The sequence below is a fragment of the Pseudomonas sp. BYT-1 genome, assembly GCF_023611805.1.
Classification (GTDB): Bacteria; Pseudomonadota; Gammaproteobacteria; order Pseudomonadales; family Pseudomonadaceae; genus Aquipseudomonas; species Aquipseudomonas guariconensis.
Window position 1 is genome coordinate 1,328,348 of record NZ_CP072559.1, and the last position, 21,452, is coordinate 1,349,799.

Below are 21,452 nucleotides of genomic sequence, written 5' to 3' on the forward strand. Positions count from 1 at the left end.
CAGGCTTATTTCAGTTCTGTTCCGCCACGCTGGACTTCCCCTGGCGCGTCTCGATCTCGCTGATCAGGCGCTTGGCCAGGGCTGGATAGTTCTCGTCGAAGTGATGCCCGCCAGGCAGCTTCAGGCGTTCACCGACTGCGGTCTTGTCGGTGCACCCACTTTCATCGGTCTCCTCGACACCATAGACGCACACCACCTTGGGCGCTGGCAGCTTGGCCATTTCCGGGCCGGTCGGGGCTTCCTGACCTTCCTTGCCCAACCAGCCCTCGACCTCGATCTCGAAGCTGCCGCTGCGGGCAAACGCCAGCAAGATCACGGCATCGATCCGCTGTTTGTCTTCATCCGGCAGGCGGTTGTAGATCGCCGGCAGCACGTCGGCGCCGAAGGAGTAGCCGGTGAGCACGAAGCGCTTGGTGCCCCATTTCTGGCGATAGTGCTGCATCAGCTCCGAGAGGTCGGCGGCGCTCTGTTCCGGCGTCTTGTGCTGCCAGTAGTAGCGCAGCGTATCGATCCCTACGACCGGATAACCGAGCTTGGCCATTTCGCCGGCAACGTCGCGGTCCAGGTCACGCCAGCCGCCATCCCCGGAGAGGAACAGGGTGACGGTGTCGGTGGTCTGCCCGGCGGGGACCTCAACTACCGGAATGCTCAGTGCATTGCCGTCCTTGCCGATCAGGGCCTGGGTCAGTTGAGCTTTGAGCACCTGGGGCAGGTGAATGTCGTAGTCGGAGATGCTCGTCTCGGCGTTCGCCTGGTCGCGCACGAATGCGGCACTGGCATCGTCGGGGTTGTCATTCCACGCTACGTTCCAATGGCCGTGGGCGGCGGATTTGGGCAGGGGCTGGCAACCGGGTTGTTCGAGGGTGAAGTCCACGGAGATGGCGCGGGCCTTGTCATCGCTCTGGGTGGCCAGCCATCGCCAGGCCTGCGCAGCGCCAGGGCCGATTCCAGCCACCAAGTTCGGCGGTGCGGCCAGCTCGCCCATGGCCTGGTCGAGTGCGCGCTGCTGCTTGACGCAGTCGCCAGGCGGCAGAAGCACCTGGACCAGCTGGGCCTCGCCGGCCTGGCTCAGGTCCAGCAATTGTTTGTCGCTGAGCGCCTGGTCCTGGGGCACGGCAATGGCCACGTGGGCCTTGGCGTGTACGCCCGGTATGGCGCGGACCAGGCTGCTGCCGTCGCCCAGGGTCAGGTGTTCCAGGCGGGCTTCGGGCGCTGGGCGGGTCCACAGCCAGAAGGCTGCGGCACCGGCCAGCAAGGCCAGGAGCAGGGCGCCGGTCAGGTAAAGCCAATAGCGTCGGATCATCAACGTTTCACCAATCCAGTCAGGCCGCCTGCGATCAGGGCGGCGGTATCGGCCAATGCCACCAACGGGTCGAGCCCGGCCGGCACAGCCATGTAGCGGGGTTCCCAATCCGGTTGGAACTTGTCCTTGAAGCGACGTAGCCCCTGGAAGTTGTACAGCTGCTCGCCGCGCTGGAACACCATCGAACCCAGGCGTTGGGTCAGGGGGGCGCCACGTCGGGGTTGAAGGCCGGAGAGCGGGACCATCCCGAGGCTGAAGCGGGCGTAGTCGTGGTTTTTGTAGTGCAGGATCAAACCGATCATCATGAATTCCATGGTCAGCTTGGGGGCTTGCGGATGGGCACGCATCAGGTCCAGGCTCGCCAGCTCTTTGCTCTGGGTTTCGAGCAGGTTGGCAAAGGCCACCGGTAGGCCTTGAAAGCGGATCAACGCAATACGGAAATGCTGCAGGTACTCGGGGCTGAAGCGACCGAGGGAAAAGCCTTTTTCACGTACGTTCTTGCCACCGAGCCAGGCGTCGGAAATTGCCTTGAGCGCCTCGAGCGGGGCATCGCCTGGCTCATGGATCTCCAGCGTCAGCCCGTCACGGCCGCCGCGGTTCCAGGTATAGCGCAGGTCTTTCATCTCCTTGCCCTTGGCTTCGAGGTCAAAACGGCGCAGATCGACCCGCGCTTCTTCGCCGAGCTTGAGTGCCGTCAGGCCGATATCCATGTAGAACGGCAGATTCTCCGCGCGGACTTGATAGAACACTGGGCGGGCGTGGTGCAGATCGCAGAGGTCACGGAATTGCCAGATCATCTCGGCGCGCTCCTGGGCGGGGCCGATCGGGTCGTACAGGGCGACCAGGCTGCGGCCGCGACGGGCATACATAAGGAAGGCCTTGTGGTTGGGGTGGAACAGCAAGGCTTTGTCGCCGGTGAGTGCCAGGCCACCGTCGGGTTGGTCGGAGGCCATCAGAATGCCCTTGGCCTGTTGCAGTTCCTCATCGTTGGGCAAGTGAATCACGGGCCGTGCGGTGCGCAGCAGCCAAGTCAGCGCGACGACCACTAACAGCACTGCACTGCCCATGGCGGCGCGCAGGCCACGTGGTGCGTCGGCATCGAGGGTGAACTGCCACCACAGTTCGTGGCTGTAGGGCACATCCTGGTAGGCGAACAGCAGCAGCCAGACCGAGGCGCCGACCACACAAACGCTTGCCACCAGGTACACCGGCGAGAAGGGCAGCTCCAGCAACCGGCTTGGGCGATAGAACGAGCGACGGAACAAGGTCAGCAGCGCCACTGTGAAGATCAGCACGCTGGCCTCTTCCCAATCGAAGCCCTTGAGCAACGACAGCAGTGCGCCTACCAGCAGCAGGATGGTGGTCAGCAGCCAGGCGGCCGACAGTCGCCGGCGTAACCCTTGAGCCAGCAGCAGGCACAGCACCCCGATGAGGCTCGCGCCAAAATGCGAAGCGTCGATCAGGCGATGGGGCACCAGAAAGCCCATGTGCTCAAGGCGCGTGTCGATCTCGGGCGTGGCCCCGGAAAACAACAGCACGACGCCTGACAGAAACACCAGGATTGCCAGCACCGGCGCAGCAAGCCCGGCGGCTGCATTGATCGCTTGGCGGGCGAACAGCAGACGGCGGGCTTCGCTCGCCAACAGCAGCACACAGGCCAATAGCAAAGGCAGGACCACATAGATCAGGCGATACAACAGTAAGGCAGCTGCCAGTGGCGCGGCGCCCAGCTGATTGGCGAAGGCGGCCAGGAGAATGGCTTCGAACACCCCCACGCCACCTGGCACATGGCTGAGTACACCGGCGGCCAGGGCGAGCAGGTAGACCAGGACGAAGGCGCCGAAAGGCGGAGCTTCGGGTAGCAGCAGGTAAAGCACGGTAGCGGCGGCGACGACGTCTAGGGCGGTGATCAACAACTGCAGGGCGGCCGAGCGGGCGCCTGGTAGTCGCAGGGTGCGCCGTCCAAACTGCACCACCAGGCTATCGGCCAGAGGTTGCTCGTCCAGGCGGCGGCGATAGAGGCCGATTACCAATACGGCCGTCAGCGCCAGCACTGCCACGGCGATACTGGCCAGCAATGGGGCAGGCAGGCGCAGGGCGGTGGCGGCACCTTGCAGGTTGCTCAATGTCGCCAGCGCTGCCAGAGGGGGCAGGGCGCAGCCTAGGGATAGGCTGGCGAACACGGTCATCCGTGCGATTTCAGCGGCGCCTAGCCCATGCCGCGCATACAGGCGATAACGTACCGAGCCACCGGACAGGATCGACAGCCCGACCGCGTTACCAATGGCAAAGGCGCTGAACCCGCCCAGCGCCAATGTGCGGGCCGGTAGCTGCACTGCAGCGTAACGGCTGGCGGACCATTCATAGCCCAGCAAAGTCACAAAGCCCACGACGGTCGCCAGCAAGGCGCCCGCCAAAGATCGTGTCGGCACGCTGAGCATGGCGTCGTGAAGGGCATAAATGTCCAGTTCGCTCAGCAAGTGCCGGCAGGCGATCAAGGCCATGCTGAACAGCAGCAACGTCAAGGCCAGCCCCAAGGGTTGGCGATAACGGCTCAGCCGCTCCAGCCAGGGCAGGCGGCGGGCGGCGTTGGGAAGCGCGGTGGCGAGAGGCTCCTGAGGTTCGGAGTCGTGTGAAATCATGGATAACCTCGGGCCAGGAGCGCGAGGTTGGGCAGAGGTGCGGCCAAGTGAAAGTCCCTTCGGAAAACGTATCCAGATATTACTCCTGCCCGGCCCGCTTTCAGCGGTTTGGCAGGGTTAAAGATAGTTCATCCGGCGAGCCCCACTTGAGGCGAAGTGGGGAAGTATTCACGGGGCCAAAAGCAACAAACCCCGCGCTGCGTTAGCAGGCGGGGTTTGTTCTGACGAATATGGTTGCGGGAGCCGGATTTGAACCGACGACCTTCGGGTTATGAGCCCGACGAGCTACCAGGCTGCTCCATCCCGCGTCAGTGGATGCGCATTCTACGGAATTCCGAGTAGCTGTCAAGCATTACTCTTTGATTTGTCGTAGATTTTTTCTAAGACAAGAAAAAAGGCCACTGTATCGACAGTGGCCTTTTTCTGAATCTGGTTGCGGGAGCCGGATTTGAACCGACGACCTTCGGGTTATGAGCCCGACGAGCTACCAGGCTGCTCCATCCCGCGCCTGTGAGATCGAATTCTACGGAAATCCTCTGCCATGTCAAGCGCTATTTCGGAAAAACCCTTTTTTGTTCAATCTCTTAGCGTTTGAATAAGGGCTGCAGCTCAGCAATGACGGGGCTTGCATCGGATTGGAAGGCTTTCCGACAGGCCGGCTCTGGAACACATGGCGACGCACCGGTAGTATCTGTATGAATTTACAGTGCTGACGGTCATCCATGTCCTTGCGCAAGATCATCCACATCGACTGCGATTGTTTCTATGCCGCAATCGAAATGCGCGACGACCCGCGTTTGGCAGGGCGCCCGATGGCCGTGGGCGGGGCGCCTGAGCAGCGCGGGGTGATCGCGACCTGCAATTATGAGGCGCGTGCCTATGGTGTGCGCTCGGCCATGTCTTCGCGTCATGCGCTCAAGCTCTGTCCAGACCTGTTGATCGTCAAGCCGCGCTTTGAGGCTTATCGCGAGGCCTCTCGGGAAATCCACGCCATTTTTCGTGACTACACCGACTTGATCGAGCCGCTGTCGCTGGACGAGGCCTATCTGGATGTCAGCGACAGCCAATGGTTCGCCGGCAGCGCCACGCGTATTGCTGAAGACATTCGCAAGCGGGTCGCTCGGACGCTGCACATCACGGTTTCGGCTGGCGTGGCGCCGAATAAGTTCTTGGCCAAGATCGCCAGCGACTGGCGCAAGCCCAATGGTTTGTTCGTGATAACCCCCGACCAGGTGGAAGCATTCGTAGCAGCCTTGCCGGTCGCAAGGCTGCACGGCGTGGGCAAGGTCACGGCGGACAAACTGGCACGCCTGGGTATCGAAACGTGTCTGGAGCTGCGCGAGTGGTCGCGCTTGGCTTTGGTGCGGGAGTTCGGCAGTTTTGGTGAGCGGTTATGGGGGCTGGCGCGGGGTATAGATGAACGAATCGTACAAAATGACAGCCGGCGTCAATCTGTAAGTGTCGAAAATACCTACGATACCGACTTGCCGGACCTGGCGAGTTGCCTGCAGAAACTGCCCGAGCTGCTCGAGAGCCTGAACGCGCGCATTGCGCGCATGGATAACAGTTACCGGCCGGACAAACCGTTCGTGAAGGTAAAATTTCACGACTTCAGCCAGACGACCCTGGAACAGGCTGGAGCCGGTCGTGATCTGGAGAGCTACCGACAGTTGCTCAGCCAGGCGTTTGCCCGGGGTGGCAAGCCAGTACGGTTATTAGGCGTGGGAGTTCGATTGCGAGATCTGCGTGGGGCGCATGAGCAGTTGGAGCTCTTCCCGCCGCAGTGAGTGAAGGGGAGGGGCCGCTAGGCAGCCCCAGCGGGTTTACTGTATTCCAGGGTCGGCAACCAGTCGCCCGGTGTCCTTGGTCAGTGCTTGCAGGAAGTCCCGTTGCAGCTCCGGATCATTGCGGGTCAACTCGATCAGGCTTTGCTCCAGCTCGCTGGCTTCTTCTTCCAAGCCCAGCTCCGACAGGCGCTTGACCCGATGCACCCATTGGCCGACATCGTCGCCCTCGAGGTCATCGAAGATCAGCTCGTGGGCTTCGAGCAGCTTGCCACGCAAATTGCTGCTGACCAGCAGGCTGGCATCGCCGCGCACACCATTGTCCTCGTCGGCTACATGCAGGTGCAGGGTGCCGATGTGATTGAGGTTCTGCTCGGAGAACGGGCTGTCGAGCAGGTTCAGGCGCAGTACGCCGTTATGGTCGGTGGTCAGCTCGTGGGTCAGTTTGCCAGCCTTGACTTCGACCAGGCGTTCGCTCCAGGGCAGGCTGGTGTACTCCTCGCGCTTGTCCTTCTGCACTTCGCTGATCCCAGCCAGGTTCTGCTGCGCGCGACCATTGGACGGCACGTTCATGAACGGGTTGAGCCCAGCCAGGCCGTAACTGAGCCAATCATGAGTGATGCTTTCCGGTAGATTGCCCAGGGCGAACACGTTGACCACGTTGGCGCCGACACCGGCCACCACGGCAACCGCGCCCAGGGGGATCTCATAGATCTCTCGCCAGGGTTGGTAAGGCGTGTAGCGGTCGTAACGGCGAGTGACTTCGAACTCGGTAACTTCGAAGCGCTTCTGTTCATGAATACGTACGCGCCGCTGGGGAAGCTCCATCACCTTGGGCTCGCCCACGTCGATTTGCAGGGTATGTTCGAGCAGCTTGCGCTCGGCGCGCTCCTCATGCTCGCTGCGTTGGGACATCTGGTTGGCGCAGCCGCTGACGAGCAGGGCGCCGCACAGTGCGGCGCCCCCCAGGGTAAAGGTGCTTCTGGACATGATCACTCGTGCGGTGGGCTATCAGCGACGGATGCGGGCTTGCAGGAAGGTCAGCACTTCGTTGAGCGGCAGAGGCTGGGCTTCTTGCTCGGTACGGTGCTTGTACTCCAGGTTGCCCTCGGCCAGGCCGCGGTCGCTGACCACGATGCGGTGAGGGATGCCGATCAGTTCCATGTCAGCGAACTTGATGCCGGGGCTGGTCTTCTTGTCGCGATCGTCCAGCAGCACTTCGAAACCGGCGGCAGTCAGTTCAGCGTACAGCTTGTCGGTCGCTTCGCGAACGGCGTCGGTTTCATAACGCAGCGGTACCAGGGCGATCTGGAAGGGCGCCAGGGCATCGTTCCAGATGATGCCCTTGTCGTCATAGCTCTGCTCGATAGCGGCGGCGACCACGCGGGAGACGCCGATGCCGTAGCAGCCCATGGACAAGGTTACCGGTTTGCCGCTCTCGCCCAGTACCTGGCACTTGAGCGCCTCGCTGTACTTGGTGCCGAGCTGGAAGATGTGGCCGACTTCGATCCCGCGCTTGATGACCAGGGTGCCCTGGCCGTCCGGGCTTGGGTCGCCCTCGACCACGTTGCGCAGGTCGGCGACCTGAGGAACCGGCAAGTCACGTTCCCAGTTGACGCCGAAGTAATGTTTGTCGTCGATGTTGGCGCCGATGCCGAAGTCGCTCATCAGGGCGACCGAGCGGTCGATGATGCATTCGAGCGGCAGGTTCAGCGGGCCCAGGGAGCCTGCGCCAGCACCGATGGCGGCGCGCAGCTCGGCGTCGGTTGCCATGACCAGTGGGTCGGCGACCTGCTCGAGCTTGGCGGCCTTGATTTCGTTCAGCTCATGGTCGCCACGGACCACCAGGGCGATCAGCTTGCCTTCTTCGGCGCCGCGCACGATCAGGGTCTTGACGGTCTTTTCGATCGGCAGGCCGTAGTTCTCGACCAGTTGAGCGATGGTCTTGGCATTCGGGGTGTCTACCAGGCGCAGCTCCTCAGTGGGGGCTGGACGCACGGTTTCGCGTGGAATGGCCTCGGCCTTCTCGATGTTGGCGGCGTAGTCGGAGCTGTCGCTGAAAATCACGTCGTCTTCGCCGGATTCGGCCAAAACGTGGAATTCATGGGAGTAGCTGCCACCGATGGAACCGGTGTCTGCCTGCACCGGACGGAAGTCCAGGCCCAGGCGGGTAAAGATGTTGGTGTACGCCTGGTGCATGCGGTCGTAGGTTTCCTGCAGGGAAGCCTGGTCGGCATGGAAGGAGTAGGCGTCCTTCATGATGAACTCGCGACCGCGCATCAGGCCGAAGCGCGGACGGATCTCGTCACGGAACTTGGTCTGGATCTGGTACATGTTCAGCGGCAGCTGTTTATAGCTGGACAGCTCGTTGCGTGCCAGGTCGGTGATGACTTCTTCGTGAGTCGGGCCAACGCAGAAGTCGCGGTCATGGCGGTCCTTCAGGCGCAGCAGCTCAGGGCCGTATTGCTCCCAGCGGCCGGATTCCTGCCACAGCTCCGCGGGCTGGATGCTTGGCATCAGCACTTCCAGGGCGCCAGCGGCGTTCATTTCCTCGCGGACCACGGCTTCGACCTTGCGCATCACCCGCAGGCCCATCGGCAGCCAGGTGTACAGGCCGGAGGCCAGCTTGCGGATCATGCCGGCGCGCAGCATGAGCTGGTGGCTGATGACCACTGCATCGGCAGGGGTTTCTTTCTGGGTGGCGAGCAAATATTGACTGGTACGCATGGTGGGCCGTGTCGATTGCCTAAGACGTTGAAATGACCCCGCATTGTACGGGGGCGGAGCGAAGGCGTACAGGATGCCCCAGGGCGGGGCGCTTGTCAGCCAAGAAAAAGCCCGGCGTGATCGCCGGGCTTTTTCGGTGCGGGGCAATTGCAAGCCAGGGGCTTACAGGATGCTCAGCGGGTACTCGACGATCAGGCGCAGTTCGTCGATCGACGGGGAACCGTAGTAGACGCCGTCGGCGGAACGGTAGGTGGCCTGGCGTACGCGGAAGCTCAGGTCCTTGGCAGGGCCTTCTTGCAGCACGTACTTGATATCGATGTCGCGTTCCCATTCTTTGCCGTTGCTGGTGCCGGCGACGTTGGCGTCGGTGCCGCGCACGTAACGGGTCATGAAGGTCAGGCCTGGAATGCCGTACTCGGCGAAGTTCAGGTCGTAGCGAGCCTGCCAGGATTTCTCGTCTTCGGCGTTGAAGTCGGAGCGGGCTACGGAGTTGGCCAGGAAGATGGTGCCGCCACCGTCGACGCCGTAAGCGTAGTCGCCGTCACCGGTCACTTTCTGATAGGCCAGAGTGAAGGTGTGAGCGCCGATGTTGTAGGCGCCCGAAAGGCTGAATGCACGGTTGTCGAGCTTGTCGCCATCGAAGGCGCGGGCCAGGTGGCCTTCGCTCTTGGTGTCATAGATGTTGAAGTCGAACACCAGGCCTTGCTTGTCGGAGATCGGCAGCGCCCAGTTGACGTTGGCGTAGTACTTGCGCCAGTAGTCTTCGACCTTGGAGTAGTAGAGGCTGGTGCTCAGGTTTTCGGTGAACGCGTAGGTACCACCGACAACGTTGGCTTCCTTCAGGTGAAGGCTGTCGCGGTTGGTCTCTTCCTGAGCGGTCAGGCTGGTGAAATGACCGGCGTGCAGGGTCAGATCCTTGATCTCGTTGCTGGTGATCAAGGTACCTTGGGCCATTTCTGGCAGCAGGCGGCTGTCATCGGTCGCGAAGACCGGCAGTGCGGTAAATTGGTCACCTACCTTCAGCACGGTGTCGGAAACGCGGAACTTAACTGCGGCGCCGCCTTTGGAGTAGTCGTCCTGCGAACGGCCATCCGAGTCGGTTGGGAACAGGCCGGTGCCGGAGCGGCCTTTGCCGCTGTCCAATTTCAGGCCCAGCATGCCGATTGCGTCGACGCCCACACCGACGGTGCCTTGGGTGAAACCGGACTCGTAAGTGCCGAGGAAGCCCAGGCCGGTCTCTTCACGGCGGCTTTGGGTGCCGGCCGGGTTGTTGCGGAAGTCACGGCTGAAATACAGCATACGGGTCTTGACGTTCAGCTGGCTGTCTTCAATGAAACCCTTGGATTCGTCCTGCGAAGAGGCCACTGCCAACTGCGAGGTCCCTGCCGCAACGGCCAGGGCGATCATGCTCCACTTCATCACGCGCATCGTGATTTGCTCCTTTGGTTTTTAGGAAGTACCGCTTCACCCTGCTCTTTTAGTTATAGGGCGAGCTCTTTCTTGTTATGTCGGCGAAAATGTATATCACGCTGACTATTCTTGGCGACACTGAAAAAACAACCTTTAGGGAACTTTTTCAACATGTCGCGTTTGGCTATTTCCATGTCGCAAATTACGCCCAGTTTCGGGGCGTATAACGCCAGCGCTGTAACAATTCTGTAAACACACCTGGCTGGTGGAACAACCTGGGTATCCCTGCCGCTTTTTTTATTGTCTCGTGCACCGAGGTGCCTCGTGACTTGGTCGGATGGGAATGCAACAAGCGTGCTCAAAATCACGATTTGTTCATGAATTTTTCACAGTCCCTCTGGCAGGGATGGCAAAGGTCCATAAATACGGGGCGAAAAGCGTCTGATGGTGTGCCAAATCGCGGCCACGCTCGTGGGCGAAAAGCTACCTTAAAAGTCAACGTGTTACCGAAAACTGTTAAGCCGCGCACAAAGCAGTGGGGTGTGTTGCGCTGTCGGCTCCTTTTTGGTGCGAAAAGTAGCGCAGTGTTACCGGGTTGTGCGTACAAGTGTGCTGCTCGCCGAAAAAGACAGCCCTTGCGGTGGCATTTCATGCTGGCGCTGTTGAAGCAAGGTATCCTTCGCTCATCTCGCCCGCGCTCTGGCCGGGCCGTTTCGTCTTGAGGAGATATTGCCGTGTTCGTTCTGGATTCGCGTTTGCAGCAGGATTCCCTGGTGTTGGGAGATTTTCCATTGAGTCGCTTGTTGCTGAGCAAGGATGCCAACTACCCCTGGTTTATCCTGGTGCCGCGGCGCGCCGATATCAGCGAACTGTTTCAGTTGAACGAAGCCGACCAGCAGCAGCTCTGGAAGGAAACCACTTACCTGGCCGAAACACTCAAGGACAGCTTCGCTGCCGACAAGCTCAACGTCGCGACTTTGGGCAATGTGGTGAGCCAACTGCACATGCACGTGATCGTGCGCCGACGCGACGACGCGGCCTGGCCCGCGCCAGTGTGGGGGCGGGTGCCTGCTACCGAGTACACCGCCGACCAGATCGACTCGATCCGTCAGCGTTTGCGGATGGTGTTGAACGATGACTTCCGGGAGGTCTAAGGCTATGTCGTTGGAATCCCGAGTCATCGAGCTGGAAAGCCGTCAGGCGTTTCAGGACGACACCATTCAGGCGCTGAATGATGTGCTGGTCGAGCAGGGGCGGGTGATCGAGCGCCTGCAGCTGCAGATGGCCGAATTGATCAAGCGTTACGAGGAAGTGGTGGGGCAGTACGGTGGCGAGGGGGAGCAGGCGCCGCCGCCTCATTATTAAGGAGGGTGACCCTGGCGCGGAGGGATCCGCTGCGCCAGGGTCTGTCGGTCAGCGGCGGGAAACCGCGACCACGTCTTCAGCCTGCAGACCTTTGTCGCGGTGCATCACCGAAAACTCAACGCGCTGGCCTTCGACCAGAACGCGGTGGCCCTCGCCACGGATCGCGCGGAAATGCACGAAAATGTCGTCGCCCGAATCGCGGGAGATAAAGCCGAAGCCCTTGGAGGTGTTGAACCACTTCACCGTGCCGGTATCACGTGTGCCCGCATCTTGTGAGGTGCCTTGGTTGGCGCGTGGCTTCTTGAAGCTGCGGGCGAAGCCTGTGCCAAGGTGCAAGGCTACGGCCAGGGTGGCGCAGAGCAGGGCTGGCAGGTCGCCCAGTTCCGGGCGTGCCAGCAGGGTGATGGTCTGCAGGATCACCGCCAGCACCAACAAGGCGCACGCCAGCGATTGCAGTTGCTGGCGGGCGCCTTTGTAGTAGAGCGGCAGTGCAGGTGCCAACAGCAGGTTGAGCAGGCCGAGCAATGCCAGGTAGACGGCTTCAGGTTGCTCCAGGAACGGGGTTGCATCGGTTTTCAGGCTGGGTATGAGCGACAGCAGCAAAGCTGCTACGCCCGTCACCAGATGGACGATCTTGAACATTTGAGTGGGCTCACATTGATAAGGCCGATCACAGGAAGAGCTGGACGTGCGGTGCGCAGATACAAGGCGCGATCACGCAACTGGCCAGCCTATGCACCCGGCAATGACTGTCCGCACGGGTGGCACGGTGTCTATTTAACAGCAAAGGCAGGGGGTTCTCAAACCGTGAGGCGACGGCTTGTCCTGTGTCACGGGCAGGAGCGGGAGGGTCTGATACAGTTTGGGGTGCCCGCTTGATGACCAAGCCTTATGGAAAGGGGAGCTTCATGGCAATCGATATCGGTATCAATGAAGAAGATCGCAAGTCCATCGTCGATGGGCTTTCCCGCCTGTTGTCGGATACTTACGTGCTGTATCTGAAAACCCATAACTTTCACTGGAACGTCACCGGCCCTGCGTTCCGCACCCTGCACCTGATGTTCGAAGAGCAGTACAACGAGCTGGCCCTGGCGGTCGACTCGATCGCCGAGCGCATTCGGGCGTTGGGCTTCCCGGCGCCAGGTTCCTATGCCTTCTATGCGCGTCACTCGTCAATCAAGGAAGAAGAGGGCGTACCGCCTGCCGAAGAGATGATCCGCCAGCTTGTTCAGGGGCAGGAGGCAGTGGTGCGCACGGCGCGTAGCATCTTCCCGGTCGTCGACAAGGTCAGCGATGAGCCGACCGCCGATCTGCTGACCCAGCGCATGCAGATCCATGAAAAAACCGCCTGGATGCTGCGGGTATTGCTCGAGGAAAAGTGATCGTTCGTTTGTAGGCTCCATCGACCCGACCCTGCCCAGGGTCGGGTCTTTCGTTTCGCCCGGAAGGTTTTGCCACTGCTTTGAAGGCCCTGACAGCGCTTTATTGATCTGCCCGGTCGTGCATGGGTGCGAGGGGATTTTTCCAGACAATGGAGTGGTGTGGTGGAAGTGATGCAACAAGGCAGGCGAGGCGCTTGCCAGGGAAAATGGCCGGGCAAGCAGTGCATTGACCCTTTTCGGGCAGATTTCGACATGATGCAGGTTCGGCCGGTCTCCCGGTCGGTCCGGCTCAATGGCTTTGCCACCTGCCTGCGGCTTGAGGTGGTCTACTGGCGTATTCTCGAACGCATCGCCCAGGCCAACCAATGCACGGTAAGCGCCGTGCTGTCCTACGTGGATCGGGAGGTCCACTTGCGTCACGGTGGGGTTCGCAACTTCAGTGGGCTGATTCGGGTGATCTGCGTGGCCTGGCTGCTCGATCCGCCCTGAGTACGCTGATCGCCGGGCGGGCTGCGCAGCTCTCCTTAACCATATATAATCCCGCTTTTTACTGCCCCGGCAGCGTTGTGGTTGACGAGAGACACCCCCATGCCCCTTTATGACTATCAATGTGCGTCCTGCGATCACCGGATGGAGGTGTTGCAGAAGATCAGCGCCGCACCACTGACCGACTGCCCGGCGTGCCAGGCTCCAGCCCTGAAAAAGCTGCTGTCGGTACCCGGCTTCCGCCTGAGCGGCAACGGCTGGTACGAGACCGATTTCAAGACCGGGGCGAAGAAGAACCTGGCAGGCGGCGACAAGGCCGACTGAGTTGAATTGCAGTGACTGGGTCTTGCAGTATTAGCCCCTTGGGCGGCCAAGACCTCCACCGAATACACGAATCACGAGAAGCGAAACCACCATCATGATGCGCAGCCATTATTGCGGCCAACTGAACGAGAGCCTGGACGGCCAGGAAGTCACCCTTTGCGGCTGGGTCCATCGTCGCCGCGACCACGGCGGGGTGATCTTCCTCGATATCCGTGACCGCGAAGGCATGGCCCAGGTCGTCTTCGACCCGGATCGCGCCGAGACTTTCGCCGCTGCCGACCGCGTGCGCAGCGAGTATGTCGTACAGATCACCGGCAAGGTGCGTCTGCGCCCGGCTGGCGCGGTCAACCCGAACATGGCGTCCGGCGGTATCGAAGTGCTGGGCTATGAGCTCAAGGTGCTCAACGAGGCGGAAACCCCACCCTTCCCGCTGAACGAATATTCCGATGTAGGCGAGGAAACCCGCCTGCGCTACCGCTTCATCGACCTGCGTCGCCCGGAAATGGCCGACAAGCTGCGTCTGCGCTCGCGCATCACCAGCAGCATCCGTCGCTATCTGGACGAGAACGGTTTCCTCGACGTCGAGACGCCGATCCTGACCCGCGCCACACCGGAAGGCGCGCGCGACTACTTGGTCCCGAGCCGTACCCACGCTGGCAGCTTCTTCGCCCTGCCGCAGTCGCCGCAGCTGTTCAAGCAGTTGCTGATGGTCGCCGGCTTCGATCGCTACTACCAGATCGCCAAGTGCTTCCGTGACGAGGACCTGCGTGCCGACCGTCAGCCGGAATTCACCCAGATCGACATCGAGACCAGCTTCCTCGACGAAGCCGAGATCATGGGCCTGACCGAAGGCATGATCCGCAAGCTGTTCAAGGAAGTCCTGGATCTGGAGTTCGGCGAATTCCCGCACATGACCTACGAAGAGGCCATGCGTCGCTACGGTTCCGACAAGCCTGACCTGCGTATTCCGCTGGAACTGGTCGATGTTGCCGACCAGCTCAAGGACGTGGACTTCAAGGTCTTTGCAGGTCCGGCCAACGATCCGAAGTGCCGCGTCACCGCTCTGCGTCTGCCGGGCGGGGCCAGCATGCCGCGCAGCCGCATCGACGAATACACCAAGTTCGTCGGCATCTACGGCGCCAAGGGCCTGGCCTACATCAAGGTCAACGAGCGCGCCAAGGGCGTCGAGGGCCTGCAGTCGCCGATCGTCAAGAACATCCCAGAGGCCAACCTGAACGTGATCCTTGATCGCGTGGGCGCCGTCGACGGTGACATCGTGTTCTTCGGCGCCGACAAGGCCAAGATCGTCAGCGAAGCCTTGGGCGCGCTGCGTATCCGCCTGGGCCACGACTTCGAGCTGCTGACCTGCGAGTGGGCACCGATGTGGGTCGTCGACTTCCCGATGTTCGAAGAAAACGACGATGGTAGCTTCAGCGCGTTGCACCACCCGTTCACCGCGCCCAAGTGCTCGCCTGAAGAGCTCGAGGCCAACCCGGGCGCTGCGCTGTCGCGTGCTTATGACATGGTGCTCAACGGCACTGAACTCGGTGGCGGCTCGATCCGTATCCACCGTAAGGAAATGCAACAGGCGGTCTTCCGTCTGCTGGGCATCGGTGCCGAAGAGCAGCAGGAGAAGTTCGGCTTCCTGCTCGATGCCCTGAAGTTCGGTGCGCCACCTCATGGTGGCCTGGCCTTCGGCCTGGACCGCCTGGTCATGCTGATGACCGGCGCCCAGTCGATCCGTGAAGTGATCGCGTTCCCGAAAACCCAGAGCGCCGCGTGCGTCATGACCCAGGCTCCAGGTCTGGTGGATGCCAAGGCCCTGCGCGAGCTGCACATCCGTCTGCGTGAGCAGACCAAGGTCGAGTAATCGACCCAGGGCGCTTCCCTGGCGGAAGCGCCCACGCGCTTTGGCGCAGTTTTCTCGCGTTCCGCCCTTCGGGGCGGAACCTGTTTCTGTTTCAAGGATTCGGAGTCGTTATGGCTGGTCATTCCAAGTGGGCAAACATCAAGCACCGCAAAGAGCGCCAGGATGCCAAGAGAGGCAAGATCTTCACCAAGTGGATCCGCGAACTGACTGTCGCTGCCAAGCAGGGTGGGCCTGACCCGGCTTCCAACCCGCGTTTGCGCCTGGCCCTGGACAAGGCCCTGGGTGCCAACATGAGCCGCGACATTATCGACCGCGCCGTGGCGCGTGGTGCGGGCACCAACGAAAGCGACAACGTCGAAGAGCTGAGCTACGAAGGCTACGGTCCTGGTGGCGTGGCGATCATGGTCGAGGCCATGACCGATAACCGCAACCGCACCGCAGCGGCTGTGCGTCATGCATTCACCAAGTGTGGCGGCAACCTCGGTACCGACGGCTCCGTCGCCTATCTGTTCGAGCGCAAGGGGCAGATCAGCTTTGCTCCGGGCCTGGACGAAGACACCCTCATGGAAGCCGCCATGGAAGCGGATGCCGACGATGTGGTCGCCAATGACGACGGCTCCTTCGATGTATTCACTTCGTTCAACAGCTTCTATGCCGTACGTAACGCCTTGGAAGAGGCCGGCTTCAAGGCCGCCGACGCTGAGATCGTGATGCAGCCGACCACCAGTGCCGAGCTGGATCAGGAGGGGGCGGAGAAAGTGCTCAAGCTGATCGACATGCTCGAAGATCTGGACGATGTGCAAAACGTCTACTCCAACGCCGAAATTTCCGACGAGATCATGGAGAAGCTCGGCTAAGGTGTTCGGGCGACCGCTACCAGCTCTGTAAGCTTGTCAGCGCCTGTACGGGCTTTGTAGGTAAACCCGCTCTCACAGGCATGGCGCCGCAATCGAAACCGGTGCCATGTCTGTGGGGCGGGTTTGCCCGCGAAAGGGCCGATGCAGTTCGCAAACATGCCTCCTTTCAATGACAGGCCCTATGACTCTGATTCTTGGTATCGACCCCGGTTCGCGCATCACAGGTTTCGGTGTGGTGCGTCAGACGGCTCGCGGCTGCGAGTACGTGGCGTCTGGTTGTATTCGCACAGGCAGTGGCGAATTGCACGAGCGGCTGCAGGTCGTGTTCCGTGGGGTGAGTGAGATCATTCGCCAGCACGGGCCGGTGACCATGGGCATCGAGCGGGTATTCATGGCGCGCAACGCCGATTCGGCTCTCAAGCTTGGGCAGGCTCGGGGCGCGGCGATCGTCGCGGCCGCCGAGGCGGGTCTTGAGATTGCCGAATACAGTGCCAGCCAGGTCAAGCAGGCCGTGGCCGGCACCGGTGGCGCCAACAAGGAACAGGTGATGTTGATGGTCATGCACCTGTTGAAGTTGACGCAAAAGCCCCAGGTGGATGCCTCCGACGCCCTGGCCATCGCGCTGTGCCATGCTCACACTCGGTCCAGCCTCATCCCGCATGGATTGGCCACAGCCCGGCGACGCGGTGGACGCTTGCGTCTGTAGCCGCTTCATGCGCTGATACATATTTTGTGTGGGGGGAACAGTCTCCCACTGCATTTGCTGATAGGGTGGACCGGTTTCTGGCCGGCACCCGAAGGAAAGGATCGGAACGTGATTGGACGTTTGCGCGGCACTCTGGCGGAAAAACAGCCGCCGCACCTGATAGTCGATGTCAATGGCCTTGGCTATGAGCTGGAGGTGCCAATGACTACCTTGTACCGGTTGCCGAAAATCGGTGAGCCGGTCACGTTGCACACCCATCTGGTGGTGCGTGAGGATGCCCATCTGCTCTATGGCTTTGCCGAAAAGCGCGAGCGTGAACTGTTTCGCGAGCTCATCCGCCTCAATGGCGTTGGGCCGAAGCTCGCCCTGGCGCTGATGTCGGGCCTTGAAGTCGATGAGTTGGTGCGCTGTGTGCAGGCTCAGGACGCCTCGGCGCTGGTGCGTGTGCCCGGGGTGGGCAAGAAGACCGCCGAACGCCTGCTGGTGGAGCTCAAGGATCGCTTCAAAGCGTGGGAAACCTCTCCTGCAATGTTCACCCTTGTCTCTGATGGCCCAATGCCCGTCAGCACTGCCTCCAATGCGGAGGCCGATGCGGTCAGCGCCCTGATTTCCCTGGGCTACAAGCCCCAGGAAGCCAGCAAGGCAGTCGCGGCCATCGAGGGCAAGAGCGGTCTGAGCAGCGAGGAGCTGATTCGCCGTAGCCTTAAAGGAATGATCGCCAAGTGATCGAAACTGACCGACTGATCGCCGCCAATGGCCGCGATCGAGAAGAAATCCAGGATCGCGCTATCCGCCCTCTGAGCCTGGATGAGTACATCGGCCAGCCGGTGGTGCGCGAGCAGATGGCGTTGTTCATCCAGGCGGCGCGCGGTCGCAACGAATCCCTCGACCACACTTTGATTTTCGGCCCGCCGGGCCTGGGCAAGACCACCCTTGCCAACATCATCGCCCAGGAAATGGGCGTGTCGGTCAAAAGTACATCGGGGCCCATCCTCGAGCGTCCAGGTGACCTGGCCGCGATGTTGACCAACCTGGAGCCCCATGACGTGCTGTTCATCGACGAGATCCATCGGCTGTCGCCGGTCGTCGAGGAGGTGCTCTATCCAGCGATGGAGGACTTTCAGCTGGACATCATGATCGGCGAGGGCCCGGCGGCGCGTTCGATCAAGCTCGATCTGCCACCGTTCACTCTGGTCGGCGCTACAACCCGTGCTGGCATGCTGACCAACCCGCTGCGCGACCGCTTCGGCATCGTCCAGCGCCTTGAGTTCTACAGCAACAAGGATCTGGCGACCATCGTCAGCCGCTCGGCCAACATCCTCGGGTTGTCCATCGAGGACCAGGGGGCCTACGAGATCGCCCGTCGTGCCCGCGGCACGCCGCGTATCGCCAACCGCTTGCTGCGACGCGTGCGCGATTATGCCGAGGTTCGTGGCAAAGGACAGATCACCAAGGCCGTGGCGGACATGGCACTGAACCTGCTGGATGTCGACGAGCGTGGCTTCGACCATTCCGATCGCCGTTTGCTGTTGACCATGATCGAGAAGTTCGACGGTGGTCCAGTGGGGGTCGACAACCTGGCCGCGGCGATCAGCGAGGAGCGTCACACCATCGAGGACGTGCTCGAGCCGTACCTGATCCAGCAGGGTTACATCATGCGCACGCCGCGCGGGCGGGTGGTCACTCGGCATGCCTACTTGCATTTTGGGCTGAACATTCCAGGGCGCTTCGCCGAAGGCGGAGAGTTCTCCGATCCCGATGAATGACAGATCGAATCATGGTTTTCGTGGTCCTACCGCTGGCACGCGCTTGGCGCACTGGCAATAAGACATTATCCATGCAAAAACAGTTGCCGGGGCGGATTGGCAAGCTGAGGAGTAAGCACTAGAGTATGCGCGCGCAAAATGGCCTGGAACCGTTCGCTCACCGCTGTCGCGTCTATTACGAGGACACCGACGCCGGTGGCGTGGTGTATTACGTCAACTATTTGAAATTCATGGAGCGGGCGCGTACCGAGCGGCTGCGGCACCTGGGGTTTTCCCAGTCCGAGCTTGCCGGCCAGAACCTGTTGTTCGTAGTTCACTCCAGCGAAGCGCGTTACCACGCGCCGGCGCGGTTGGACGACGAATTGCGGGTGACCGCGCAAGTGCTTGAATTGAACCGCGCCAGCCTGCGCTTCGTGCAGCAGGTCTGGCGGGAAAAGGATGAAACACTGCTCTGCGAAGGGCAGTTCCTGGTGGCCGCCGTGCGCGCCGACACTTTCAAACCCCGGGCCATTCCCCCAGAACTGCGCGACGCCTTCCTGGCGGACGGCACGGGTACTCAATCGAATGCAGGAGAATAAGCGTGGAAGCTAACGTCGTCGACCATACCTCCATGTGGAGTCTGGTCAGCAATGCCAGTGTAGTGGTACAGCTGGTCATGCTGACCCTGGTGGCCGCTTCGGTCACTTCATGGATCATGATCTTCCAGCGCAGCACTATGCTGCGCGCCGGTCGTCGTGCGCTCGATGCCTTCGAGGAGCGCTTCTGGTCGGGTATCGACCTGTCCAAGCTGTATCGTCAGGCAGGCAGCAATCCGGACCCGGACTCGGGCGTGGAGCAGGTGTTCCGTGCCGGCTTCAAAGAGTTCTCGCGCCTGCGCCAGCAGCCGGGTGTCGACCCGGATGCGGTCATGGAGGGCGTCGGGCGTGCCATGCGCGTGGCCATCTCCCGTGAGGAAGAAAAGCTCGAGCAGAGCTTGCCGTTCCTTGCCACTGTCGGCTCCACCAGCCCGTACATCGGCCTGTTCGGAACCGTCTGGGGCATCATGAACTCCTTCCGCGGTTTGGCTTCGGCTCAGCAGGCGACCCTGGCCACAGTGGCTCCGGGCATCGCCGAGGCACTGATCGCCACTGCGATCGGTCTGTTCGCCGCGATCCCGGCGGTCATTGCCTACAACCGTTTCTCCGCCCGCAGCGAAGTGCTGATCGGTCGTTACTACACGTTCGCCGACGAGTTCCAGGCAATCCTGCACCGCAAAGTGCACACCAGCGAAGAGTAATCAGGTAGAAGCCCATGGCCCGAGTTCGCCACAAACGCAAGCCGGTCGCCGAGATGAACGTGGTGCCCTACATCGACGTGATGCTGGTGCTGCTGGTCATCTTCATGGTGACTGCCCCCATGCTCAACCAGGGCGTGAAGGTCGACCTGCCCAAGGTTTCCAGCGAAGCCTTGCCCCAGGACAACAACGTTCAGATCCTGACCATCTCGATCAAGGCCGACAAAACCTACTACTGGAACCTCGGCAGCGAAGTCGATACCGACAAGCAGATGGACAAGGCCATGACCTTGCCCGAAATGACCAGCGCGGTGACCAAGATCATCGCCGCCGGTCGCGACCAGGGCAAGCAGACCCAGGTCTTCATTCGTGGCGACAAGGCCGTCGACTACGGCGCGGTCATGGGTGCCATGGGCGGGTTGCAGAAGGCCGGTGTCGGTAACGTTGGCCTGATTACCGAGGCGCCCTGATGCAACAGCGAGAGCCATCCGCCTCGGAAAGCTACTTCTGGCCCACTGTCTGGGCCATTGGTCTGCACGTTCTGGTGTTCGCGATGCTGTTCGTCAGCTTCGCCATGACGCCTGAGCTGCCGCCGTCCAAGCCGATCGTCCAGGCTACGCTCTATCAGCTCAAATCCAAGAGTCAGGCGACCACCCAGACCAATCAGAAGATTGCCGGGGAAGCGAAGAAAACCGCTTCGCGCCAGACTGAGGTCGAGCAACTGGAGCAGAAGAAGGTCGAGCAGGAAGCTGTGAAGGCCGCGGAACAAAAGAAAGCTGACGCCGCTCAAAAGGCCGAAGAGGCCCGTGAAGCCGCCGAGGCGAAGAAGGCCGAGGAGGCTGCCAAAGCCGCTGAAGCCAAGAAGGCTGCCGAGGCCAAGAAAGCCGAGGAGGCGAAGAAGGCCGCTGAGAAGCAGCAGGCTGATATCGCCAAGAAGAAGGCCGAGGAAGAGGCCAAGAAGAAAGCCGAGGAAGAAGCCAAGAAACAGGCTGCCGAGGAGGCTAAAAAGAAAGCCGCCGAAGAGGCCAAGAAGAAAGCAGCCGAGGACGCCAAGAAGAAAGCGGCGGCCGAGGAAGCGAAGAAGAAGGCAGCCGAAGACGCCAAGAAGAAGGCGGCTGCGGATGCCCAGAAGAAAAAGGCGCAGGAAGCGGCCCGCAAGGCGGCAGAGGACAAGAAAGCTCAGGCCCTGGCCGAGCTGCTGTCCGATACCACCGAGCGGCAGCAGGCCCTGGCCGATGAGCGTGGCGATGAAGTGGCCGGCGATTTCGACGACCTGATTCGCTTGCGAGCAGCCGAAGGGTGGGCGCGTCCGCCGTCCGCACGCAGGGGCATGACGGTAGTCCTGCAGATCAACATGCTGCCCGATGGCACCATCACCAACGTCAGCGTGGCGCGCTCCAGTGGCGACGGTCCGTTCGACAGCTCGGCGGTGGCAGCGGTGAAGAACATTGGTCGTCTGACCGAGATGCAGGGCTTGAAGCCGAACGAGTTCAATCCGTACCGTTCATTCAAGATGACATTTACACCTGAGGATCTAGCGTTGTGATTAAACGTCTG

Annotated in this window: 21 protein-coding genes and 2 tRNA genes; 15 read left to right on the forward strand and 8 right to left on the reverse strand. The window is 61.2% G+C overall.

Translation table 11 applies throughout. The features are described from left to right. Positions 1-10 precede the first annotated feature (10 nt). From J5X93_RS06040 to J5X93_RS06055, 4 genes are all read right to left on the reverse strand, one after another. Entirely contained in the window at positions 11-1,303 is a 1,293-nt protein-coding gene (locus J5X93_RS06040) for a virulence factor family protein (RefSeq protein ID WP_043208729.1), read from the reverse strand. Further along, the gene (gene mprF, locus J5X93_RS06045; protein WP_182941616.1) at positions 1,303-3,945 is read right to left on the reverse strand and encodes a bifunctional lysylphosphatidylglycerol flippase/synthetase MprF; all 2,643 of its coding nucleotides are present in this window, start codon (positions 3,943-3,945) and stop codon (positions 1,303-1,305) included. The genes J5X93_RS06040 and mprF overlap by 1 nt, the downstream gene beginning before the upstream one ends. A gap of 231 nt (positions 3,946-4,176) precedes the next feature. Next, positions 4,177-4,253 (reverse strand) — tRNA-Met (locus J5X93_RS06050). 122 nt (positions 4,254-4,375) lie between these two features. Further along, a tRNA-Met gene (locus J5X93_RS06055) sits at positions 4,376-4,452 on the reverse strand. 221 nt (positions 4,453-4,673) lie between these two features. Between J5X93_RS06055 and dinB the strand changes: the two genes are divergently transcribed. Beyond that, positions 4,674-5,732, forward strand: a complete 1,059-nt coding sequence (gene dinB, locus J5X93_RS06060) for a DNA polymerase IV (protein WP_167358118.1) — start codon at positions 4,674-4,676, stop codon at positions 5,730-5,732. A gap of 36 nt (positions 5,733-5,768) precedes the next feature. On the opposite strand, the gene J5X93_RS06065 is transcribed toward dinB, so the two are convergent. The 3 genes from J5X93_RS06065 to J5X93_RS06075 all read right to left on the reverse strand — a co-directional run bounded on the left by J5X93_RS06065 (position 5,769) and on the right by J5X93_RS06075 (position 9,884). After that, positions 5,769-6,722 (reverse strand): hypothetical protein, encoded by a 954-nt coding sequence (locus J5X93_RS06065; protein ID WP_090346163.1) that lies wholly within the window; start codon positions 6,720-6,722, stop codon positions 5,769-5,771. Positions 6,723-6,740: 18 nt separating this feature from the next. After that, on the reverse strand, positions 6,741-8,456 hold the full coding sequence (locus J5X93_RS06070) for a proline--tRNA ligase (protein ID WP_043209534.1): 1,716 nt from the start codon (positions 8,454-8,456) through the stop codon (positions 6,741-6,743). A gap of 162 nt (positions 8,457-8,618) precedes the next feature. Next, positions 8,619-9,884 carry an OprD family porin gene (locus J5X93_RS06075; RefSeq protein WP_070572295.1) on the reverse strand — a complete coding sequence of 422 codons (1,266 nt, stop codon included), beginning with the start codon at positions 9,882-9,884 and terminating at the stop codon, positions 8,619-8,621. 716 nt (positions 9,885-10,600) lie between these two features. Here J5X93_RS06075 and J5X93_RS06080 point away from each other — a divergent pair. Both J5X93_RS06080 and J5X93_RS06085 read left to right on the forward strand, forming a co-directional pair. After that, positions 10,601-11,020, forward strand: a complete 420-nt coding sequence (locus J5X93_RS06080) for an HIT family protein (protein WP_043209529.1) — start codon at positions 10,601-10,603, stop codon at positions 11,018-11,020. Positions 11,021-11,024: 4 nt separating this feature from the next. After that, positions 11,025-11,231 (forward strand): SlyX family protein, encoded by a 207-nt coding sequence (locus J5X93_RS06085; RefSeq protein ID WP_043209527.1) that lies wholly within the window; start codon positions 11,025-11,027, stop codon positions 11,229-11,231. A 48-nt stretch (positions 11,232-11,279) separates the two neighbouring features. Here the strand turns inward: J5X93_RS06085 and J5X93_RS28275 are convergent, their stop codons facing one another. Next, a complete protein-coding gene (locus J5X93_RS28275; protein ID WP_182817697.1) occupies positions 11,280-11,873 on the reverse strand; it encodes a cold-shock protein in 594 nt (197 codons plus the stop codon). A 266-nt stretch (positions 11,874-12,139) separates the two neighbouring features. On the opposite strand from J5X93_RS28275, the gene J5X93_RS06095 reads away from it, so the two are divergent. From J5X93_RS06095 to tolA, 12 genes are all read left to right on the forward strand, one after another. Beyond that, on the forward strand, positions 12,140-12,613 hold the full coding sequence (locus tag J5X93_RS06095) for a Dps family protein (RefSeq protein ID WP_043209523.1): 474 nt from the start codon (positions 12,140-12,142) through the stop codon (positions 12,611-12,613). A 171-nt stretch (positions 12,614-12,784) separates the two neighbouring features. Beyond that, positions 12,785-13,102, forward strand: coding sequence for a ribbon-helix-helix domain-containing protein (locus J5X93_RS06100; RefSeq protein WP_232111746.1), 318 nt, complete (start codon positions 12,785-12,787; stop codon positions 13,100-13,102). A 99-nt stretch (positions 13,103-13,201) separates the two neighbouring features. Further along, on the forward strand, positions 13,202-13,423 hold the full coding sequence (locus J5X93_RS06105; RefSeq protein WP_043209521.1) for an FmdB family zinc ribbon protein: 222 nt from the start codon (positions 13,202-13,204) through the stop codon (positions 13,421-13,423). A 94-nt stretch (positions 13,424-13,517) separates the two neighbouring features. Beyond that, positions 13,518-15,293, forward strand: a complete 1,776-nt coding sequence (aspS, locus tag J5X93_RS06110) for an aspartate--tRNA ligase (RefSeq protein WP_043209519.1) — start codon at positions 13,518-13,520, stop codon at positions 15,291-15,293. A 110-nt stretch (positions 15,294-15,403) separates the two neighbouring features. Next, positions 15,404-16,150, forward strand: coding sequence for a YebC/PmpR family DNA-binding transcriptional regulator (locus J5X93_RS06115; RefSeq protein WP_043209518.1), 747 nt, complete (start codon positions 15,404-15,406; stop codon positions 16,148-16,150). Positions 16,151-16,331: 181 nt separating this feature from the next. After that, on the forward strand, positions 16,332-16,856 hold the full coding sequence (gene ruvC / locus J5X93_RS06120; protein WP_043209516.1) for a crossover junction endodeoxyribonuclease RuvC: 525 nt from the start codon (positions 16,332-16,334) through the stop codon (positions 16,854-16,856). A gap of 108 nt (positions 16,857-16,964) precedes the next feature. Further along, positions 16,965-17,582, forward strand: coding sequence for a Holliday junction branch migration protein RuvA (gene ruvA, locus J5X93_RS06125; protein ID WP_043209514.1), 618 nt, complete (start codon positions 16,965-16,967; stop codon positions 17,580-17,582). Further along, positions 17,579-18,622: a Holliday junction branch migration DNA helicase RuvB gene (ruvB, locus tag J5X93_RS06130; RefSeq protein WP_043209512.1), complete on the forward strand. Its 1,044-nt coding sequence runs from the start codon at positions 17,579-17,581 to the stop codon at positions 18,620-18,622. Before ruvA ends, ruvB begins: the two co-directional genes overlap by 4 nt. A gap of 125 nt (positions 18,623-18,747) precedes the next feature. After that, positions 18,748-19,200: a tol-pal system-associated acyl-CoA thioesterase gene (ybgC, locus tag J5X93_RS06135; protein WP_043209510.1), complete on the forward strand. Its 453-nt coding sequence runs from the start codon at positions 18,748-18,750 to the stop codon at positions 19,198-19,200. 2 nt (positions 19,201-19,202) lie between these two features. Continuing rightward, positions 19,203-19,898 carry a protein TolQ gene (tolQ, locus tag J5X93_RS06140; RefSeq protein ID WP_043209509.1) on the forward strand — a complete coding sequence of 232 codons (696 nt, stop codon included), beginning with the start codon at positions 19,203-19,205 and terminating at the stop codon, positions 19,896-19,898. Between the two features lie 14 nt (positions 19,899-19,912). After that, the gene (tolR, locus tag J5X93_RS06145; RefSeq protein WP_012315816.1) at positions 19,913-20,365 is read left to right on the forward strand and encodes a protein TolR; all 453 of its coding nucleotides are present in this window, start codon (positions 19,913-19,915) and stop codon (positions 20,363-20,365) included. Further along, entirely contained in the window at positions 20,365-21,441 is a 1,077-nt protein-coding gene (tolA, locus tag J5X93_RS06150) for a cell envelope integrity protein TolA (RefSeq protein ID WP_043209507.1), read from the forward strand. The genes tolR and tolA overlap by 1 nt, the downstream gene beginning before the upstream one ends. Positions 21,442-21,452 lie beyond the last annotated feature (11 nt).

Excerpts from the sequence above, each read along its gene's own strand:
- J5X93_RS06040 (WP_043208729.1), bottom strand. The coding sequence starts at position 1,303 with ATGATCCGACGCTATTGGCTTTACCTGACCGGCGCCCTGCTCCTGGCC.
- mprF (WP_182941616.1), bottom strand. The coding sequence starts at position 3,945 with ATGATTTCACACGACTCCGAACCTCAGGAGCCTCTCGCCACCGCGCTT.
- J5X93_RS06070 (WP_043209534.1), bottom strand. The coding sequence starts at position 8,456 with ATGCGTACCAGTCAATATTTGCTCGCCACCCAGAAAGAAACCCCTGCC.
- J5X93_RS06075 (WP_070572295.1), bottom strand. The coding sequence starts at position 9,884 with ATGCGCGTGATGAAGTGGAGCATGATCGCCCTGGCCGTTGCGGCAGGG.
- J5X93_RS06085 (WP_043209527.1), top strand. The coding sequence starts at position 11,025 with ATGTCGTTGGAATCCCGAGTCATCGAGCTGGAAAGCCGTCAGGCGTTT.
- J5X93_RS28275 (WP_182817697.1), bottom strand. The coding sequence starts at position 11,873 with ATGTTCAAGATCGTCCATCTGGTGACGGGCGTAGCAGCTTTGCTGCTG.
- J5X93_RS06095 (WP_043209523.1), top strand. The coding sequence starts at position 12,140 with ATGGCAATCGATATCGGTATCAATGAAGAAGATCGCAAGTCCATCGTC.
- J5X93_RS06100 (WP_232111746.1), top strand. The coding sequence starts at position 12,785 with ATGCAACAAGGCAGGCGAGGCGCTTGCCAGGGAAAATGGCCGGGCAAG.
- J5X93_RS06105 (WP_043209521.1), top strand. The coding sequence starts at position 13,202 with ATGCCCCTTTATGACTATCAATGTGCGTCCTGCGATCACCGGATGGAG.
- aspS (WP_043209519.1), top strand. The coding sequence starts at position 13,518 with ATGATGCGCAGCCATTATTGCGGCCAACTGAACGAGAGCCTGGACGGC.
- J5X93_RS06115 (WP_043209518.1), top strand. The coding sequence starts at position 15,404 with ATGGCTGGTCATTCCAAGTGGGCAAACATCAAGCACCGCAAAGAGCGC.
- ruvC (WP_043209516.1), top strand. The coding sequence starts at position 16,332 with ATGACTCTGATTCTTGGTATCGACCCCGGTTCGCGCATCACAGGTTTC.
- ybgC (WP_043209510.1), top strand. The coding sequence starts at position 18,748 with ATGCGCGCGCAAAATGGCCTGGAACCGTTCGCTCACCGCTGTCGCGTC.
- tolR (WP_012315816.1), top strand. The coding sequence starts at position 19,913 with ATGGCCCGAGTTCGCCACAAACGCAAGCCGGTCGCCGAGATGAACGTG.
- tolA (WP_043209507.1), top strand. The coding sequence starts at position 20,365 with ATGCAACAGCGAGAGCCATCCGCCTCGGAAAGCTACTTCTGGCCCACT.